This is a genomic window from Nonomuraea sp. NPDC003804, from assembly GCF_040610675.1.
Classification (GTDB): domain Bacteria; phylum Actinomycetota; class Actinomycetes; order Streptosporangiales; family Streptosporangiaceae; genus Nonomuraea.
This window is the reverse complement of sequence record NZ_JBEXMT010000019.1, coordinates 153,189-168,904: the sequence shown is the minus strand read 5'-3', so window position 1 is coordinate 168,904 and position 15,716 is coordinate 153,189. Positions and strand designations below refer to the sequence as shown.

16 protein-coding genes are annotated in these 15,716 nt (G+C 70.1%); 10 read left to right on the top strand and 6 right to left on the bottom strand.

Going from position 1 to position 15,716, the window contains the following annotated elements; genetic code table 11:
* Positions 1-375: 375 nt before the first annotated feature.
* On the bottom strand, positions 376-717 hold the full coding sequence (locus ABZX22_RS25785; RefSeq protein ID WP_354913469.1) for an Lsr2 family protein: 342 nt from the start codon (positions 715-717) through the stop codon (positions 376-378).
* A gap of 1,239 nt (positions 718-1,956) precedes the next feature.
* Here ABZX22_RS25785 and ABZX22_RS25780 point away from each other — a divergent pair.
* Together ABZX22_RS25780 and ABZX22_RS25775 are read left to right on the top strand one after the other, a co-directional pair.
* Positions 1,957-2,604: a hypothetical protein gene (locus tag ABZX22_RS25780; protein ID WP_354913467.1), complete on the top strand. Its 648-nt coding sequence runs from the start codon at positions 1,957-1,959 to the stop codon at positions 2,602-2,604.
* A gap of 513 nt (positions 2,605-3,117) precedes the next feature.
* Entirely contained in the window at positions 3,118-4,092 is a 975-nt protein-coding gene (locus ABZX22_RS25775; RefSeq protein WP_354913465.1) for a cytochrome P450, read from the top strand.
* Positions 4,093-4,190: 98 nt separating this feature from the next.
* Here ABZX22_RS25775 and ABZX22_RS25770 read toward each other — a convergent pair whose 3' ends face one another.
* Both ABZX22_RS25770 and ABZX22_RS25765 read right to left on the bottom strand, forming a co-directional pair.
* Entirely contained in the window at positions 4,191-4,316 is a 126-nt protein-coding gene (locus tag ABZX22_RS25770; protein ID WP_354913463.1) for a hypothetical protein, read from the bottom strand.
* Between the two features lie 218 nt (positions 4,317-4,534).
* Complete coding sequence (locus ABZX22_RS25765) at positions 4,535-5,494, bottom strand: GNAT family N-acetyltransferase (protein WP_354913461.1); 960 nt, start codon at positions 5,492-5,494, stop codon at positions 4,535-4,537.
* A gap of 432 nt (positions 5,495-5,926) precedes the next feature.
* On the opposite strand from ABZX22_RS25765, the gene ABZX22_RS25760 reads away from it, so the two are divergent.
* From ABZX22_RS25760 to ABZX22_RS25735, 6 genes are all read left to right on the top strand, one after another.
* Positions 5,927-6,496, top strand: coding sequence for a GNAT family N-acetyltransferase (locus ABZX22_RS25760; protein WP_354913459.1), 570 nt, complete (start codon positions 5,927-5,929; stop codon positions 6,494-6,496).
* A 53-nt stretch (positions 6,497-6,549) separates the two neighbouring features.
* On the top strand, positions 6,550-6,825 hold the full coding sequence (locus ABZX22_RS25755) for a hypothetical protein (RefSeq protein WP_354913458.1): 276 nt from the start codon (positions 6,550-6,552) through the stop codon (positions 6,823-6,825).
* A 282-nt stretch (positions 6,826-7,107) separates the two neighbouring features.
* On the top strand, positions 7,108-8,028 hold the full coding sequence (locus ABZX22_RS25750; RefSeq protein ID WP_354913456.1) for an alpha/beta fold hydrolase: 921 nt from the start codon (positions 7,108-7,110) through the stop codon (positions 8,026-8,028).
* A 9-nt stretch (positions 8,029-8,037) separates the two neighbouring features.
* A complete protein-coding gene (locus ABZX22_RS25745; protein WP_354913454.1) occupies positions 8,038-8,664 on the top strand; it encodes a TetR/AcrR family transcriptional regulator in 627 nt (208 codons plus the stop codon).
* 220 nt (positions 8,665-8,884) lie between these two features.
* Positions 8,885-9,409: a hypothetical protein gene (locus ABZX22_RS25740; protein WP_354913452.1), complete on the top strand. Its 525-nt coding sequence runs from the start codon at positions 8,885-8,887 to the stop codon at positions 9,407-9,409.
* A complete protein-coding gene (locus ABZX22_RS25735; RefSeq protein ID WP_354913450.1) occupies positions 9,384-9,767 on the top strand; it encodes a hypothetical protein in 384 nt (127 codons plus the stop codon). The genes ABZX22_RS25740 and ABZX22_RS25735 overlap by 26 nt, the downstream gene beginning before the upstream one ends.
* A gap of 79 nt (positions 9,768-9,846) precedes the next feature.
* Here the strand turns inward: ABZX22_RS25735 and ABZX22_RS25730 are convergent, their stop codons facing one another.
* On the bottom strand, positions 9,847-10,284 hold the full coding sequence (locus ABZX22_RS25730) for a VOC family protein (protein ID WP_354913448.1): 438 nt from the start codon (positions 10,282-10,284) through the stop codon (positions 9,847-9,849).
* Between the two features lie 75 nt (positions 10,285-10,359).
* On the opposite strand from ABZX22_RS25730, the gene ABZX22_RS25725 reads away from it, so the two are divergent.
* Entirely contained in the window at positions 10,360-10,995 is a 636-nt protein-coding gene (locus tag ABZX22_RS25725; RefSeq protein ID WP_354913447.1) for a helix-turn-helix domain-containing protein, read from the top strand.
* Positions 10,996-11,247: 252 nt separating this feature from the next.
* Here ABZX22_RS25725 and ABZX22_RS25720 read toward each other — a convergent pair whose 3' ends face one another.
* Positions 11,248-12,129: an alpha/beta hydrolase gene (locus ABZX22_RS25720; protein ID WP_354913445.1), complete on the bottom strand. Its 882-nt coding sequence runs from the start codon at positions 12,127-12,129 to the stop codon at positions 11,248-11,250.
* 128 nt (positions 12,130-12,257) lie between these two features.
* Between ABZX22_RS25720 and ABZX22_RS25715 the strand changes: the two genes are divergently transcribed.
* Positions 12,258-14,270 carry a BTAD domain-containing putative transcriptional regulator gene (locus ABZX22_RS25715; RefSeq protein ID WP_354913443.1) on the top strand — a complete coding sequence of 671 codons (2,013 nt, stop codon included), beginning with the start codon at positions 12,258-12,260 and terminating at the stop codon, positions 14,268-14,270.
* Between the two features lie 140 nt (positions 14,271-14,410).
* Here the strand turns inward: ABZX22_RS25715 and ABZX22_RS25710 are convergent, their stop codons facing one another.
* A complete protein-coding gene (locus tag ABZX22_RS25710; protein WP_354913442.1) occupies positions 14,411-15,655 on the bottom strand; it encodes an MFS transporter in 1,245 nt (414 codons plus the stop codon).
* Positions 15,656-15,716: the final 61 nt, after the last annotated feature.

The following is a 15,716-nucleotide window of genomic DNA, read 5'->3' as shown; positions in this document are numbered from 1 at the left end:
GAGCGCACTCCACGCACGGCGAGATCGACATAGCGGTCGATCCACTCGGCGAGGCTGTCGGGCGTTTCGGTGAGGCGCTCCGAAACCGGGACACCCTTCGTGAAGTGATTTTGCTGCGATCCTGGCTGCCGCCCGACGCGGGGGATGGGCGGGGGGACGTGGCCATGCGTCAAAGTCGTTCTTATGCTCCTGCGATCCGTCGAAATCAATAGGGGAGTGGCATCTTCAAGCTTTCAACGACAGTCACGCCGCAGCTATTCGCGCGGCTGACGCAGGCATGGTCGATTCCCTCATTGGCGCTGCGCTCGTCGGCGCCGTCTGCTCTCCATAACGCGAAAGCCCCCTCCGAAGAAGGAGGGGGCTTTCGCGTTCGTCCTAGTGGGCGGCCTCGTACTGCTCGACCACGGACGAGGAGATACGGCCACGCTCGCTGACCTGAAGGCCGTGCGTCTTGGCCCACTGGCGAATTTCGGCGCTTTTCTCCCGGCTCATGGCAGTGCTGCCGCGTGAGCCACCACGACCGGCTCGGACGCTGCGAGGCTGCACGACCTTCCGCGCCTTGACGATGTAGGGAGCGAGAGCTTTCTCCAGCTTCTCGCGGTTCGCTCCCGACAGGTCGATCTCGTAGTTCTCGCCGTCGAGAGCAAACTTGGTGGTCCGCTCAGCAGCAGTCCCGTCAAGATCATCAATGAAAGTCTGTACGATCTGTCTAGCCATTGATCGGTCCCCAAATCGGTATGCTAAGACGAGCTCAGCCGGCTTCTCCAACGCTATACCGTGCAGGCATAGCGGTAATCCATACTTCAACAGCCGTCGGCGTGTTGCACGAACCCTATACCTACGGAAGCGCTTGCCGGCAGACGACTTCAGCATTCTCGTGCTCTGCTTCTTTTGGCAGGCTCGGGCAGTCATCATGACCATCAGCGGGTTGTGTGGCAGGGGGCGCCACTCACACACGAGCAGGCGCAGGCCGCCGAGTACAACGAAAGCAAGACAGCCGCGCGACCAAGATAGGGCCACATGAGGCGTGCCACCAACGCGAACCGGCAACTGAGCCGCGGGTGGCTGATCCGCCCGCATGTTCTCGACCGCGCGGCGGCCGGGACTTTCTGGAGCCGTTGCTGGCCGATGGGTGGACTCTGGCCGCCATCGCTCGGCACGCGGTGGACCCGCTCGCTGAGCGCGTCGATCGAACCGTTCATCGCGGCGCCGCCGCCGCGGTCGATGGTGCTCTTCTTGTTTGTGGAAGCAGGTCCTCAGGGTGAAGCCGTCTCCGGTGACGTAGGCAGCGGGCACGCGGATGTGGCCCGTGCTTGGCGTGGAAGACGCGCAGGGCCTCCGCGGCCACGCTCGCGGCCGCGGACCCAGTGCATCCCGAGAGCCTCCAGCGCCTGGACATTGTCCGCTGCGAGGGTATGAGTCGTTCTCGGGATGGACCCGCGCAGAAGGCTGTCGCGGGCTGACCATTCTCCACTGGTCACGCATCAGCTCAGCTCGCGCTCCTGAGGAGCAGGGCAAGATGGAGCGCCCGGAGGCAGAGCCGAGGACGAACGAGGCTGACCGGAGCCGATCTGCACCTACGCGTGCGGAAAATCACCGCAAACACGGCATGGCACACAACGATGTCGCCAAGGTGATCAGCGGCACCATAGGCTCGCCATCGACAATTGGCTTGACTCGCGCGAAGGAGTTGAACGCCGTGACGACGTTGCCCCTTTCGTCCGCCACCGGCACCGGGTCGGGTCGACTGGTGCCGCGTGATCCCGAGGTGAGGTCACTTTCGAGTGTCAGGCCCCTCCCGAGTTCGTCGAGCGAGTCCCCGCCTCTGCCGAGCCGGCCAACACCACGGCACAAGGGGACAGCCGTGTCATCACGGATGGGACCGAAGGACCGGTCGACAGGGGTTGCGCACGACGCGCAGCCGGCCCTCGCCGCCGTCGTGAGCTCGTTCCAGGCATGGTGATCCGCAAGCGCGCCGCGCGGTCCGCGCAGCGAATCGACGTGATCCGCCTTCCCGAGGACGTCGTGGCACTCATCGACGCCCTCGAGCCTGGTGAGGAACTGGTGGTCACGCGTGACGGCGCGTCGATCGCGACGATCTCCAGCACCATCGACGTGGTGCAAGGCGCCATCGTCGATCACGATGCGCCAGACGAGGCCGATGATCAAGCACCGATCGACTACGACAGTGTGACGGTCGTGGCCACCGCGATGGAGCTGTCGGCCGCGGCTCGGGTGGCGCTGTCGACCCAACTCGGCGCGGACTACGTCGTGCTCGACATGCACGCAGCTCCCAAGACAACCGACGTGCTGCTGGTACCGCCAGGCAGCCCGCAGTTGATCGGAGCGCTCCGATCGATGTTCCCGGAAGCTCGCGTCATCGTCACCGAAATCGAGGATCACGAGCTCGGAGTCAATTACCACGGTCCGGTCCGGCGCCTGCTCAACGCCGGCGCTGATGCGTATCTACCTCCGGCGAGCCTCCCGCGCCTGGCCAGGCAGCTTGACTACACGCTCAATCACGCTCACGAGATCACCGGCGGGGCCACCGCACCACTGCAGATCGCGGCGGGTACCGAGCCAGCAGGCCCCGACGACGAATAGTCCACCCCTTCTCCTGGAGAACGAGATCAGCTCGTCAGCCGGACGCCGGCCGCATCCGTCGTGGCGAGCCGACAACGGAGACAGCCCGCGTCCACCCCTGCCTGCCTCGGCATCACCGTCGCCGGCCACATCCTCGACCGCGCGGTCCTGACCGTCACCGCAGAGATCCTCGCCTTACCTCCGACGCCGTAGCTCCTCGATGAGCGGCTCGGTCAGCCCGGTCGCGACGCGCAGCCGTACACACTCGACGACCAGTGGGGCCGGCGCGGGCAGGACACGGGTGCACAGCGGCCTCGAAGAGCCGACGAGGCGCACCGGCGCGCGCCACCGGACGCGCGCAGCACCGTCGAGCCGGAGCTGACAGACCTGCGCACGGCACCGACCCCGCCATCCATTGACACCACGGTGATCCCGGGCCCGCTGAGGAGGTGGTGCAGGTCCGCGACGTGATCCGCTCTCGCTTAGGATCCACTTGCGTATCTTATCGCGTTGACTTACGGTGTCCGCCATTAGATGCAGCTGTGTACTCCGGAGCGGGAGGACGGGCTCTTCGTCTTCATGGATCCGCCGGAGCACACCAGGTTGCGGCGGCTGCTGACGGGTCAGTTCACGGTGCGGCGGATCCGGGAACTGGAGTCGCGGGTGACGGAGATCGCGGTCGAGCACATCGAGGCGATGAAGGCGGCGGGCACCAAGGCCGATCTGGTGCCGTCGTTCGCGTTGCCGCTGCCGTCGCTGCTCATCTGCGAGTTGCTGGGCGTGGACTACGCCGACCGTGCGGAGTTCCAGGAACGTACGGCGGTCGGGCTGAGCGCGAACTCGGCCCCGCAGGAGGTGGCCATGGCGCGCGCCGGGCTGTCTGCGTTCATGCGGCGGCTGGTGTCCGGCAAGCGCTCGAACCCCGCCGACGACCTGCTGTCAGGGCTCATCCGCGACGCCGACCCGCCCCTGACGGACGCGCAGCTGGTAGATGTCGCACTCGTCCTGCTCAACGCGGGCCATGAGACCACGGCGAACATGCTGGGTCTGGGGATGTTCGCGCTGCTGGAGCATCCCGACCAGCTCGCGGCGCTGCGTGCCGATCCAGGCCTGATCGACAACGCGGTGGAGGAGCTGCTGCGGTTCCTGTCGATCATCCAGCTCGGGGTCAGCCGGGTCACCACGGAGCCGGTGACGCTGGGTGGTGTGGACATCCCGGCCGGCGCGACCGTCGTGATCGCCACGCCCGCGGTCAACCGGGATCCGCGGCACTGGCCCGCTCCCGACGCGCTCGACCTGCGCCGCTCCCGTACTCCGCACCTGGCCTTCGGGCATGGGGTTCACCAGTGCCTGGGTCAGCAACTGGCCCGGATCGAGATGCGGATAGGGCTGGGCGAACTGATCGCCCGTCTGCCGGATCTGCGCCTGGCGGTGCCGGCCGAGCAGGTGCCGATACGCAACGAGATGCTCGTCTTCGGCGTGCAATCGCTGCCGGTCACCTGGTCCTGAGACGGCCGAGGGAAAGGGCGCCCACGAGCGACAGCAGGAGCCGGGTGGCGCTGGCCGCGACCCATCGATGCGCCCCACGGCAAGGGCGCCGATGCGGCTCAGGATTTGATGGATAGGTCCTTGCCCACCTGTTCCAGGTCGGCCTCCCAGATCCACAGCCGGTGCTGGGGCGGCACCCGGTGGTAGCCGTACAAGTCGACCTCGGTGAGCGTCCGCAGGTCCACACACGCGCTGGTAGGCCTGACCGCTCGCCTCGGCCGCACCTTGCCCGCGGCCAGGTGCCGCGCGGCGGCGTCCGGGGGATAGGGGCCACCAGACAGTCGCGCAGCGCCTGGTGGGGGAGCGCGTTGTAGGTACCGTCCAGCAGCCGCGCCTCGGCGCGCTCCAGGGCAGGTCTTGTTGTCGGTTGACCGACGCTTCAGTGAAGCCGTGGGACGGCCAATCAGAAAGCGTGAACGTAGGTGGTGACAGCCTTGAAGGTGGTGAAACCGGCGCGCTCATAGATCGCGACCGCGCCGGTTTCGTTGGCGGCGTCGACGCTCAGCCCCGCCGTCGCGTACCCCTGCGCCTTGAACGAGGCGAGGGCATGTGCGATCAGTGCGCTCGCTATGCCCCTGCCGCGCCACTCCGCGATAGTCGCGATGATCTGGACCCAAGCCTCCCGTACGCCGGTGGCCACGATGTCGACCTCGCGGCAGTGGGTCAGCAGGCAGCCCACCGCCTTACCGTCCGCCGTCGCCAGGAACGAGGATTCAGGGCGGAAAGCTGCTGGGCCGGTGATGAGGCGCTTCCAGCTCTCAGGTGTATGCGGCGTGCTGCCCCAGTGGTCATGGAAGGCGGCGTTGCGCACCTCGCGCGCCTGCTCGTCCAGTCCCGGCGTCCAGGTGAGGATCGTGACCCCGTCGGGAACCCGGGGCGGTGGGATCGGCACGGCTAGATCGCGCCGCTTGCCTTGGAAGAGGCGGGCGGGTTCGAACCCTGCCTTGTCAGCGAGTTTGGCCAGGTCATGGTTGCCGTCATCGACGTGCAGGTGAAGGTGGAGTGGCTTCCCGGGATGGCACCTGTCGTGCAGGACGGGTGCCGTTCTGAGCGACCAGTCGATGATCCGCCGGCCGTATCCGCGTCTGCGATGGCCGGGATGCACGCCGCCGCCCCATAGTTCCATCACGTGGACGGGATCCGCCGCCTGCCTGACCGGGACCAGCCCAAGCGCGACGATCCGGCCGTCCTGCCTGGCGGCGAGCGTACCCTCCGGCAGGTCAAGCAGCGGGTTGGCCAGACGATCTGCCATCTGCTCCACGGTGACCGGGCTGCCGGTCCTGTCCACCGCTTCGACGGCGGTGGCGAACTCAGCCCAAGCCGGGGCGTCGCGCGCGGTGAGCGGCCCCCACTCCACGTCCATGATCTCAGGCTAGGGCAAAGCCACCGATCTAGACGTTCTTCGGTTCCGTCAACTCAACCCCCGCACCGCTACGAGGTGATCGACCAGGGAACCCATTCGCCTGGCCCTTGACCACCCGAGGCCAGGGACCGCCCTGCCGGGGAAAGGCCTCGAGCGTTTGCCGCCAGGCCCAGAGCAGCAGCACACCCACCATAAGAACCGCGTTGGCGGCGCACGAGACCCCCCCAAGCGGTTCGACCATGAACGACAGCCCCGCGTCGGCCCCCAGTGCGGCACCTCCGACGGCGAGCATGTGTCTCTGGTGAGCCTGGAGCAGCGAGCAATCAACCTGATTGCCGCCACCAGCCTCGTCATGCACAATCATCGCCGTGATCTCTCAATGCCGCGACCTCGACCAATCGGACATCACCACACTCATGAGGGATCACCGTCTTGAGCTATGTCATACGCGAATATCGACCAGCGGATGAGACTTCTTGGCTCCGCTGCCGAGTGCTCGCCTTTCTGGGCACCGCCTACTTCGACGCCGTTGAAAAGAGCAAGCCGCACATTTCCGCTCCGGGCTTCGAGTTGATCGCAGTCGCAGGAAATGGCGTCGTGCTCGGGATTCTGGACGTCACTGTCGACGGCGAACTGGCAACCATCGACACCGTCGCAGTTCATCCCGACCACCAGTACCGAGGTATCGGCCGCGCGCTCCTGGGGGAAGCTCTCCGCAGGGTCGCCGCGCTCAACGTATCGACGCTCGATGCCTGGACCAGGGACGATCCCGGCACATTGCGTTGGTATCGCGCCAACGGCTTCTCCGAGAGCGAGCATTACCTGCACGTCTACGCCAACTACTACACCGACGCAGACGAGCCTGATCGCGCCATCGGCAACCGCCGACCAGGTCTTCGGCCTATCGCGCTCTTTCTGCACGCAAAACTGCAGGAGGAGCAGTCGATGCGTGAGCAGTTCACTCGTGTCCACATCTGCCGACGGTTCATGATGGAACTCTGAGACGCACGCAATACTGCCTCCGCCGGCGATTTGGCGGCAACCCGGCGGGGTCGGTGGTGGTGACGCTGATGGCCTGCGGCCGCCTCGAGGTGTTCGACGACGACGTGATCGCCTACGCCTGCACCCTGCGCGCCTGCGGCGTCCCAGGGCCCGAGATCGCCCGCAAGCTCGTCATCCCCAGCGGCAAGAACAAAGGCCCAAACCCGCATCCTCGCCGACGACGGGCGCTTCGTCCTGACATCCTGCGTCGACACCGGCCCGAGCGGTGGGTCGTCCGGATCGCATCGACCGGTTCATCGAGCATCCTGACCCCTCGCGATCCGGAGTAAGTCGCTGTTCGGCCTGCGGTCGCCTGCGAAGTCATCAGATCCGGCCGGGCCCCCTGCACCGGCGGGTCTCTGGCGCTTCCTCTCTTCCGTCTCATGCGAGGTACTCGAGGCTGGGCTGTACGGACCGGACCGGGTTGAAGGGCCGGTTCACGTGGACATCGCTGAGGTTCCCGGCCTGACCAGCCCAGGTCGGGACGGGTTCGGTGGGTTTCGTGATTGCCGCGGGAGGGGGCCGCACTGTTAGGATACGACTGTATCCATTCGAAGGGGATGAGGTCAGCCATGCGCACACCCGACCAGCCGTCAGCCTTCACCAACGACTCTGCCCGTGACAGGTACTACGCCGTCTATGACCGAGTGCTCGGCGAGCTGTGGCCGGTCCCGGTGGACGCCATCGACGTGGAGACCCGCGCCGGCATCGTGCGGATCCACCGGGCCGGGCCCGCCGAGGGGGATCCCGTGGTTCTCCTGGCCGGTGCCGGCGGGAACGCGCTGGCCTGGTACCGCTACATCGAGCGGCTGGCGCGCACGCGCCCGGTCCTTGCCGTCGACCCGCTCGGCGAGCCGGGCCGCTCGGTTCAGACGCAGCCGCTCGCGACCGGTGCCGAGGTCGGTGGCTGGATCACCGACGTACTGGCCGCAGTCGGAGCCGAGCGCGCACACGTGGCGGGTTTCTCTGCCGGCGGCTGGGCCGCAGTGGAACAGCAACTCGGCGGGGGCGGCCGGGTCGCGGCGCTGACGCTGGTGGACCCGGGCGGCTTCGCGCCGTTGCCCAGGCGGTTCATCCGGTGGGCCCTTGCCGGCGCCATCGCCTCCATGCTTCCTCGGACGTTGCGACACCGCATGGCCGGCGTAGCGGACAACGGGGTGCTGCGCGAGGATGGGCTGGTGGAGCTGATGCGGGCCGGCTGGTCCTTCCGCCGGCGTGTGCCCATCCCGCCCGCCTACACCGACGAGCAGATACGCGAGGTGTCCGTGCCCGTGCAGGTGCTGCTGGGCGCCCGCAGCGCGCTGCTCGACGCGCAGGCGCTGGCCGCGCGGCTGGCCGACATCGCGCCGTCCTGGCGCGTGGAGATCGTGCCCGGCACCGGACATTCGCTACCCGTCGAAGCTCCGGACCTGGTCGCCGAGCGGATCCTCACCTTTCCCGGCCAGACGCGGCCCGGGACCGCAACGCCGAAGCACAGCACGGACAACAGGTAGGAAACGGGCATGCCCCGACAGGTGGATCATGATGAGCGGCGGCGCCAGTTGACCGAGGCGCTGCTGCGCATCGCCAGCACCCGCGGCCTGCAGGCGGTGTCGATGCGTGAGATCGCCGCCGAGGCCGGAGTCTCGCTGCGCGTCGTCCAGTACTACTTCACGAACAAGCTGGCCCTGCTCGAGTCCGGTTTCACCGAGCTGGGTGCCCGCATGGACCGCCGGGTCAAGCAGCGGGCCGGCGCCGCCGCGGGCGAGCTGACACCACGCGGCGTCTTCGCCGCCGTCCTTGGCGCGATCCTGCCCTTCGACGAGCAGAGCAAGCTGGACTCCATGGCCTGGACCGCCTACTACACCGCCGCCCTCACTGACCCGGCGCTCGCCGCGGTCGGGCTCACCCTGCCCAACGCACTGGAAGACTTCCTCACCGTACGGTTGACCGCCGCGCAGCAGGCCGGGGACGTCGCCTCCGATCGCGACCCGCGCACCGAGGTCGCCACCCTTCTGGCTCTCGCCAATGGCCTGACCGCCAGCGTCCTGGGCCGGCAGCGCAGCCACGAGGCAGCCGTCGCGATCATCGACTACCACCTCGACCGCCTCTTCGGGCCGGCGGCCACACGACGGCCGCCCCCGGACTGAGCCGCACCGACCCGGGCTCCTCACCTGCCCCCCGACCAGCCGTTCGGTGTCTTCTTCAACGCCGACCTGCTCGAACAGGCCGGGCAGAGCGTGCCGGCGAAGGGACGGGCCTGGGAGGCGGCCGTCAAGATCGCGTCAGCCGTACAGGCGAAGACCGGCAAGGCCATGCCTGCCCCCGGCACCACCGCGGCCCAACTGGTTGCGCACCGGCTCCTGGGTGATGGTCGCGGTGATCGTGGTCCAGGTCTTCAAGAACGTCGGGCTCAACATGGAGCTCTTCCTGGCGGTGCTGCAGGGCGCGCCGAAGGAACTGTTCGAGGCGGCCCGGCTGGACGGCTACATCGCCGTCGTCCTCACCGTCGGCACGCTGGCGGTCTCCACGCCGGCCGGCTACGCCTTCGCGCGGATCCGCTTCCGCGGCTCGAACGTGCTGTTCGTGATCGTGCTGACCGGCTTGCTGATCCCGAGCGAGGTCACGATCGTGCCGCTGTTCCAGCTCTTCCACGGCGGGGGCCGACCGACACGCACTGGCGGACGCCGACCGACGCCGAGAAGTCTGGCGGCGGTCGGAGTGCCTGCCCTGTTGGAGGGATCATGGACGGGTGAGGGCGGAGATGCTCGCGGATCTGTCGGCGGCCGATCCCGGTATGCGAGCCGAGGCGCTGCGGTGGTTCGCGACGCACGGGGACTCCGGCGACGCGGCGGTCGTGGTGCCTCTCGTGCAGGATCCGGGCGAGTTCGATGATCGGGACCATGACGATCTGCCCGAATCGGCTCGGACGCCCGTCCGGATGGTCGCCCTCGAAGCGCTCGCCCAGCTGCGGGCACCGGGGACGTTCGCCGGGGTGTTCGATGATGCGCTTCAGGATGACGATCTCCGGGTTCGCGCGCGGGCCGCGCTGGGCGCATCGGCGGAGGCGCTGCTGGCGCGGCTCGCCGTTGAAGGCGATCGGGGGGTGCGGTACCGGATCGCGGTCGAGCTGCTTGCCGGTGACGTCGGCCGCGACCGGGCGGTCGCGGCTCTCGAACAGCTACGCGGCGGCGGCGATCCGGTAGCGGTCGCCGCCGCCTTCGTCCTCGACGCGGCGACACGCCTCTCCTAGCCCGCCGGCAGACCGTGGCGGCCCAGACCGGCTGGGATCCGGTCCGGCGAAGGTGGTCGGCCGGGCGCCAACCCCAGTGTCACGCGCCGGTGAGCAGCTCCGCCGCCCTGCGGGCGATCTCGTCGGCCGGTACGTCCCTGACGTGCTGGTTCAGTGCCCACCGGTGGCCGTAGGGGTCCAACAGCTGGCCGGTCCTGTCGCCCCAGAAGGCGTCGTGCACCGGCTCGAAGACCTCCGCGCCCGCCGCCATCGCCCGCTCCCACGCCGCGTCGACGTCGGCGACCGGGACATGCAGGGCCGCGGAGGTGGCGCCGAGCCCGAGAGGGGCGCGCATGCCCCTGCCGGGCATCTCGCCCGCCACGGCGAGAGTGGTATCGCCGAGGCGGAGTTCGACGGTCAGCGTGGTGCCGTCGGGGAGGGTGAGCCGACTGGTCTCCCTGGCGCCCAGCGCCTCGGTGTACCAGGCGGCGGCCTGGTCCGCGTCGGTGACGACGAGGTGAATCGCGACGTGTGTCATGGGAAAACCATACATATTGTATGGATAGCGTGTCCATACAGTGTGTCCGGACACTCCGTGCGTAGGATGAGGCGCATGTCACGCCCGCGTTCACCCCGTCGATCCGACGCCGCACCCGCCTCCGCCGACCTGCGCGCGCGGATCCTGACCGCCACCCGTGACCTGCTGGAACGGCACCGCTTCGACACCCTGAGCGTGGCCGACATCCTCACCGCGGCCGAGGTCTCCCGAGCGAGCTTCTACTTCTACTTCCCGAGCAAGCAGGCCGTGCTCGGCGAGCTCGTACGGGAGGCCGTCGCCCAGGGGCAGCAGGCCGCGCAGCCGTGGATCGGCCAGGAGCAGGAGCCGGTGGCCGCGCTGCGATCAGGCGTGAGTGACGGCGCCAGACTGTGGCGCGACAACGCGGGTGTCCTCATGGCGATCGTGGAAAGCTGGGGCTCCGACGCTGACCTGCGCGCGCTGTGGCTGGCGCAGATGGACCTGTTCACCGACGCCGCCGCGGCCCGCATCCAAGCCGACCCGCGGGCCCTCGAACGGCTCGGCGACGTGGACGTCCGCGCGGTCGCGGCGTCGCTGACCTGGCTGGGCGAACGGCTCTACTACCTCGCCGCGAGCGGCGTCCCGCCGTTCGACGACGAACAGGTCCTGGTGGACACTCTCACCAAGGCCTGGACCTCGCTCCTCTACGGCGACGACGCCCCCAGCTCCTGAAGGCGGCAGAAGCCCGCCCAGCCCCGCCGCAGTCCGCCCGGCCCTGGCCGGACCGGCCGGCACAGGAGCGACCCGGCGTCCGCCGAGCCGGCGCACCGGAAGGTCACGGCGTTGCGCGTGGCCACGCGGCGTAGCTGCCGGGCTCGCGGCCGAGGCCCTGCTCGACATCGGGGCTGACGCGCTGTCTCGGCCGGGCTCGTGTGTCTCTCCTGAGCTGTGACCACCGCGACCGGGCTGCGTCAGGCCGCGGGGTCAGCGGGCGAGCAGGTCCCGCAGAGCTCTGCTGATGTCCGTGGGGGCTTCCTCGGCCATGAAGTGGCCGCAGCTGACGGTGCTGTGATGGAGGTCGGGCGCCCAGGCGCGCCACAGCGTGGCCGCGTCGAAGCCCAGGACGGCGCCCCAGTCCTGCTGGAGGACGGTGACCGGCATGCGCAGGCGGCTGCCGGCGTCCTTGTCGGCCTGGTCGTGCTCGACGTCGATGGTGGCGGAGGCACGGTAGTCGGCCACGATCGAGGGCACCGCGTTCCGGCAGGCGTCCAGGTAGGCGGCGCGGATGTCGGTGGGGATGGCCTGGGGGTTCTGGTGCCAGATGTCGAGGAAGTGGCCGAAGAAGGCGTCAGGAGCCGCGGAGATCATCTGTTCGGGAAGGCCCGGAGGCTGGGCCATGAGGTAGAGGTGGAAGCCGATGGCGGCGGTGGTGCCGTGCATGACCTGCCACATGTCCAGGGTGGGCAGGACGTCCAGGCAGGCAAGGTGAGTGATCGCCGCGGGGTGGTCGAGGCCGGCGCGGAAGGCGACCAGGGCGCCGCGGTCGTGTCCGGCCAGCGCGAAGCGGTCGTGGCCGAGGGCGCGGGCCAGGGCGACGATGTCGGCGGCCATGGCGCGCTTGGCGTACGCGGTGCCGTCAGCCGTCCCGGCGGGCTTGTCGCTGGCGCCGTAGCCGCGCAGGTCGGGGCAGATGACGGTGTGGTCGGCCGCGAGGTCGGCTGCGACGTGCCGCCACATCAGGTGGGTTTGCGGGAAGCCGTGCAGCAGCACGATCGGGCTGCCGGTGCCGCCGACGGCCGTGTGGAGGGCGACACCGTCGGCGACGGGGACGCGGTGGTAGTCGAAGTCGGGAATGGTCGGTGCCATGGTGAGCCGTTCTTGTTCACTCGAAGGGCGCCCGCCGGTCGGCGGACATCATCGAGCGTGCCGCCCGCGAATCAGCATCCGGTCAGCGCGTACCGTGAGGGCCGGAAGTGCGCTGGGGAGGTGAGGGGATGGAGCGGGTCACGTTCGGGGTGCTCGGCCCGGTGGTGGCCTGGGACGGCGGCGGTGCCGATGTGGCGTTGAAGGGCCCGCGGCACCGCGCGGTGCTCGCGCGGCTGATCATCGCCCGCCGCCGCGTGGTGCCCCTCGCCCGCCTGGTGGACGACCTGTGGGACGAGCCCCCGAAAGGTGCGGCCGGCGCCGTGCAGACCTTCGTCGCAGACCTGCGCCGCGCTCTGGAGCCGGACCGGCCGCCGCGGGCCCCCGCCCGGTTGCTCGTCACGGAGGGGCCCGGGTACGCGCTGCGCGCGGCGCCGGACGGCGTCGATGCCTGGCGGTTCGCGGCGGCGGTCGGCGCAGCGGCGTCGTCGCCGCCTGCCCAGGCGCTGGAGCAGGTGAAGGAGGCGATGGGGTGGTGGCGGGGACCTGCCTACGCCGAGTTCGCGCAGGAGGAATGGGCCGGCGGTGAGCGCTCCCGCCTGGCCGAATTGCGGCTGCAGGCGGTGGAACTGCAGGCGCAGGCCCGGTTGGACCTCGGACTGGCCGCCGAGGCGGTGCCTGACCTGGACGCGCACCTCGTCGAGCACCCTTGGCGCGAGGATGCGTGGCGGCTGCTGGCGCTGGCGCTGTACCGCATGGGCCGCCAGGGCGACGCGTTGAGTGTGCTGCGCAGGGCCCGTACGACTCTGGCCGATCAGCTGGGGTTGGACCCGGGCCCGCGGCTGCGCCGTCTGGAGGCGGACATCCTGGCCCAGGATCCACTCCTGGACGCTGCGCCCGGCCCGGTGCCTGCGGCGGCCCGGCTGTGGGAGCAGGCCACGGCGACGTACCACCGCACGGTCGCGGCCGGGGCTCGGACCCGGCTGGAATCCACGGTCGGCCTGCTCCGGAACCTCGCCATGACCGGAGGCGGCGGTCTTCGGGCGGCGCAGGAGCACCGGCTGGCGGCGGTCATGGCGGCGGCGGAGTTCGGTGACCCCGAGCTGACCGCCCGGGTGATCGGCGCCTTCGACGTGCCCGCCATCTGGACCCGCAGCGACGACGCGCAGCAGGCGGAGCGGATCGTGGCCACCGCCGAGCGCACGCTGGCCGCCTTGCCCGGCGATCCGTCGTATGACGCGGCACGCTGCCGCCTGCTGGCCACGATCGCGCTGGAGATGCGCGGCACCCGCTCAGAGCGCGGACCGCAGGCCGCACGCGAGGCGGAGGAGATCGCCCGCCGCCTGGACGACCCGGCGCTGCTCGCGTTCGCTCTCAACGGGGTGTACATGCAGTCGTGCACCCGGGCGGGCCTGGCGCCGCGGCGCGACACCGTCGGCGCGGAGCTCCTCGCGCTGGCCACCCGGCACGGTCTGGTGACCTTCGAGGTGCTCGGGCACCTGATCCGGTTGCAGGCCCGCAGTGCGCTCGGCGACTTCCGGGCGGCGGACGCACACGCCGCCGCAGCGGACCGCCTGGCGGAGCGCTACGAACGGCCGCTGGTGGGTTGCTTTACCGACTGGTATCGCGCGCTGAGGTTGGCTGCTGTGGGGCAGCCCGCGCAGGCGGAGGCCGCTTACCGGGTCGCCGCCACGCGGCTGGAGGGCGCCGGGATGCCTGGGGTGGAGCAGGGCCTGCTGGCCTTGGCGCTGTTGTGCCTGCGCCTGGTGGACGGCACCCGGTCCGCGCTCAAGGCGGCCGAGCAGGTGGACCTGGAAACCGACTGGGGCCCCTACCGTCCCTGGGCCGAGCCCTTCGCCTTGCTGCGCGGCGGGCATCGCGCCGATGCTGGGGCAGCGCTGCGGGCGCTGCCCGAGCCGCCCGCGGACCTGATGTACGAGGCGCTGTGCTGCCTGCAGGGCGCGGTCGCCCTGGAGGTGGGCGATCAGGTCGTGCTCGCCCAGGCGCGCGCTCGGCTGTTGCCGGCCGCCGGTCAACTGGCGGGCGCGGGCAGCGGCATGATCACTCTCGGGCCCGTCGACAGGTGGCTCGCGGCCTTCACCGCTGCGCTCGGTCCTTCGTCGTCGCCGGGCCCGCGAACATGAGCCAGGCCGCGACCAGGCTCCAGGGGCGTGGGCGGAGCCGTCCGGTAGGCCCCAGGTCGATGTCCACGGCGCGCGCAGGGTGCCCGCGGTCGCACGGACTCGTCACCGGAGCGGCGCGGCCGTAGGCGCGGGCCCGTACCTCATGCGCCAGGCCGGGCGCCGGCTGCGCACGGCTCGAGGTCCGGTTCCCCGGCGAGGCCGGGATCGCTGAGCGGAGACCGCGTTCGGGCGGGCGCGCGGCGGGACAGCAGGTATCCGGTCAGCGCGGCGGCGAGGCCGGCCAGCCCGGCCGCCGCGAAGCCGCCCGCCGGCACGGAGACGTCGATCGCCACCCCGACGAGCGGGGATCCGAGCGCGAAACCCGCGCTCGCCGCCGAGGATTGCAGGCCTGTCGCCTCGCCCCGCACGCCGGCCGGCGCCAGCCGGCTCACCGCGTCGGCCACCGTGGAAAGGGTCGGCGCGGTGAGCAGCCCGGCGCCGACAACGGCCACGCACAACCAGGGCCAGTCGTGGGCAAGCCCGGCGGGAATCGTCACGAGCCCGAGCAGGCCGAGCAGCAGCCACGTGGGCACCGGCCGGGACAGCGCGCCGTAGATCAGCCCGCCGGCGACGGAGGCCGCGCCGAACACGGCTATGACCACGGCGGCCCAGGACACCTGGCCTGCCTCTTCGAGCGTGGCGACGATGGCGAGGTCGACGCCGCTGAGCAGCGTCGTGGTGCCGAACACCATCGTCAGTACGGCGATCATGCCGGCGCCCAGCCACTCCCGGCGTGGGGGCCGTCCGGCCGCGCCGGCATCCGCCTCGTCCTCGGCCCGCAGCGGCGGGTTGAGCAGGGCGATCCCGGCTCCGCCGGCCACGATCGCGGCGCCGACCCCCCATGCCACCACGCCGGGGGACATGGTGGCCGCACACAGGATCACCACCGCCGGGCCCACTATGTAGGACAGCTCGCCCTGCACCGATTCCAGCGCGAACGCGGCCCGGCGCTGTCCCGCCGTCGTCATCGCGGCGATCGCCTGCCTGGTCACCGGCTGGGCCGGCACCATCAGCAGACCGGCCGCGAAGGCGGCGCCCAGCAGGATCCCGTACGGCAGGAGCGGCACGCTCAGCCAGAACACGGCCTGCAGCGCGACGGTGACCAGCAGCACGGTACGCAGGCCGCGCCAGTCGATCATGCGGCCGAGCAGCGGCCCGCCCAGCGCCACCCCGGCGGTCAGAGCCGCCGCGACGCCACCCGCTGCCGCGTAGCTCATGCCCAGGCCCAGCACGACATACATGGTCAGCGCCATCACGTCAGCCGTGATCGCGGCACGGGCGAGCAGCGAAACGCCCAGCAGCGACGCCATCCCTGGCACGGCGAGTACCTGTCGGTATCTGGTCACCTGCGCGACGCTAGGTCATCCGTTATGCCATAGGAAGTGACTAATTCGTTGGGGCTGGCAT

What these genes read in the sequence shown, in the direction of transcription:
- ABZX22_RS25785 (WP_354913469.1), bottom strand. Translation starts at nt 717, where the DNA reads ATGGCTAGACAGATCGTACAGACTTTCATTGATGATCTTGACGGGACT.
- ABZX22_RS25780 (WP_354913467.1), top strand. Translation starts at nt 1,957, where the DNA reads ATGGTGATCCGCAAGCGCGCCGCGCGGTCCGCGCAGCGAATCGACGTG.
- ABZX22_RS25775 (WP_354913465.1), top strand. Translation starts at nt 3,118, where the DNA reads ATGCAGCTGTGTACTCCGGAGCGGGAGGACGGGCTCTTCGTCTTCATG.
- ABZX22_RS25765 (WP_354913461.1), bottom strand. Translation starts at nt 5,494, where the DNA reads ATGGACGTGGAGTGGGGGCCGCTCACCGCGCGCGACGCCCCGGCTTGG.
- ABZX22_RS25750 (WP_354913456.1), top strand. Translation starts at nt 7,108, where the DNA reads ATGCGCACACCCGACCAGCCGTCAGCCTTCACCAACGACTCTGCCCGT.
- ABZX22_RS25745 (WP_354913454.1), top strand. Translation starts at nt 8,038, where the DNA reads ATGCCCCGACAGGTGGATCATGATGAGCGGCGGCGCCAGTTGACCGAG.
- ABZX22_RS25740 (WP_354913452.1), top strand. Translation starts at nt 8,885, where the DNA reads ATGGTCGCGGTGATCGTGGTCCAGGTCTTCAAGAACGTCGGGCTCAAC.
- ABZX22_RS25730 (WP_354913448.1), bottom strand. Translation starts at nt 10,284, where the DNA reads ATGACACACGTCGCGATTCACCTCGTCGTCACCGACGCGGACCAGGCC.
- ABZX22_RS25725 (WP_354913447.1), top strand. Translation starts at nt 10,360, where the DNA reads ATGTCACGCCCGCGTTCACCCCGTCGATCCGACGCCGCACCCGCCTCC.
- ABZX22_RS25720 (WP_354913445.1), bottom strand. Translation starts at nt 12,129, where the DNA reads ATGGCACCGACCATTCCCGACTTCGACTACCACCGCGTCCCCGTCGCC.
- ABZX22_RS25715 (WP_354913443.1), top strand. Translation starts at nt 12,258, where the DNA reads ATGGAGCGGGTCACGTTCGGGGTGCTCGGCCCGGTGGTGGCCTGGGAC.